1 protein-coding gene and 1 pseudogene are annotated in these 2,085 nt (G+C 73.0%); both read left to right on the top strand.

Annotated features, from left to right (window positions below; all coding sequences use genetic code 11):
* Nucleotides 1-1,799: peptidoglycan D,D-transpeptidase FtsI family protein (locus JNW91_RS31135; protein ID WP_407664418.1), on the top strand; the 1,799-nt coding region annotated here is incomplete at its 5' end.
* A 91-nt stretch (nt 1,800-1,890) separates the two neighbouring features.
* Nucleotides 1,891-2,085 (top strand): annotated as a pseudogene (locus JNW91_RS31130) (UDP-N-acetylmuramoyl-L-alanyl-D-glutamate--2,6-diaminopimelate ligase); the annotation flags it as partial.

The following is a 2,085-nucleotide window of genomic DNA, read 5'->3' as shown; positions in this document are numbered from 1 at the left end:
GCGCCGCGTCGTGCCGACCGACCGGCGGGCCGCCGGCCGTCGCGCAGCCAGCGCGTCCGCCGAAGCTCGCCGACCCGCGACTGCGGCTGCGGCTGGGCACCGCGCTCACCCTGGCGCTGTTCGCCGTCATCGGCGTGCGGCTGGTGTTCCTCCAGGCGGTCGACACCCCGGCCTACGCCGGCGGCGGCGTCGCCGACCGGACCCGCACGGTCGAGCTGCCCGCGCCGCGCGGCGCGATCTACGACCGGACCGGCGCCGAGCTGGCCCACAGCGTCGAGGCGCGGTACGTGTTCGCCGACCCGACCGAGATCAAGGACGTGGCCGGCACCGCGAAGGCCCTCTCCCCGCTGCTCGGCATCCCGGCGTCGAAGCTCACCGAGCTGATGAAGCCCCGCAAGCTGGAGAACGGCAACCCGTCCCGATTCGAGTACCTGGCCCGGGGGGTGGAGATCCCGGCCGCCAAGCAGGTGCTGGCGTTGGAGCTGCCCGGCATCGGGGTGCATCGCGACGAGCGCCGTGAGGTGCCCGGCGGCGACCTGGCTGCCAACCTGATCGGCTTCACCAGCCAGGACATGGACGGGCTGGAGGGGTTGGAGGCCCGCTACGACGACCTGCTGTCCGGGCAGGACGGCCGGCGGGTGTACGAGGCCGGCCTCGGTGACCTGGCCGCGCCGATCCCCGGCGGCTACAGCAAGACCACCCCGGCCAAGCCGGGCAGCTCGCTGACCCTCACCATCGACCGGGACCCGCAGTTCAAGACGCAGCAGATCCTCAGCGCGGGCATGGCGCAGCAGCGCGGCGCCACCGCCGCGGCCGTGATCATCGATGTTCCCACCGGCGAGGTGCTGGCCCAGGCCAGTCACCCCACCTACGACGCGAGGAAGCCCGCGGACAGCGACCCGGTCGCCCGGGAGGACGCCGCGACAAGCTTCGTGGTCGATCCCGGCTCGGTGCACAAGGCGATCACCTACAGTGCGGCCCTGCAGGAGGGGGTGATCACTCCGGACACCACGCTGCCCATCGCGAACAGCATCAAGAAGGGCGACACCTGGTTCTCCGACACCCACCCGGCCAACGGCCGGAAGATGAGCGTGCCCGGGATGCTCGCCTACTCGTCGAACGTCGGAACGATCACCATCGCCGACCGGCTGGGCCCGGACCGGTTGATCGACTACCAGAAGCGGTTCGGGCTCGGCCAACCCACCCGCGAGGGACTGCCCGGCGAGGCGAGCGGACGGCTGTTGCCGGCCGACGAGTGGAGCGAGTCGTCGCGCGGGTCGGTGCCGATCGGGCACAGCGTCGACGCGACGCCCCTGCAGATGGCCGCCGCGTACGCCGCCATCGCCAACGACGGCACCTACGTGCAGCCGCACCTGGTGAAGGAGACGATCGGCCCGGACGGCAAGCGCACGCCCGCGCCTCCGCCGGTGACCCGGCCGGTGCTCAGCCCGCAGAACGCGGCGGCACTGCGCACCATGCTGGAGGCGGTCACCACGGTCGACGGCGCCACCGGGCTCACCGCCGCGGTTCCCGGCTACCGGGTCGCCGGCAAGACCGGCACCGGTTGGCGGTTGGTGGACGGCAAGAAGCAGCCCGGCGAGGTGTCCTCCTTCATCGGCATGGCCCCGGCGGAGAAGCCCCGGTACGTCATCGCGGTCTTCGTGTACGCGCCGGACGGCGGCGGAGCCGCGATCGCCGGGCCGGCGTTCCGGGAGATGATGCAGTTCACTCTGCGTCACTACCGCGTGCCGCCGTCCAGCGGTGGTTCGGCGCCCAAGTTCGTGGTCTATCCGCGCTGAGCAGCAACGGCGGGACATCATCGGTGAGTGCCGACGAACCACCGGGGCGGCTGTGTGGCCGGGACCGGGCGACCGGGTAGGGTCTGACGCCGTGCCCGGCAATCCACGTCCACGTACCGTGACCGGAGTCCGGCTCGGTGACCTCGCCGTCCGGCTCGCCGTCGACCTTCCGGCGGACGCCGCCGACGTGGTCGTCACCGGGGCGACCCACGCCAGCCAGGAGGTCCGCCCCGGCGACCTGTACGCGGCGCTGCCCGGCGCCCGCCGGCACGGCGCGGAGTTCGCC

Origin of the sequence: Micromonospora parastrephiae, assembly GCF_016802865.1 — a bacterium.
Taxonomy (GTDB): domain Bacteria; phylum Actinomycetota; class Actinomycetes; order Mycobacteriales; family Micromonosporaceae; genus Micromonospora; species Micromonospora parastrephiae.
Note: the sequence above shows the minus strand (reverse complement) of the source record. Positions and strands in the feature narration are given on the sequence as shown.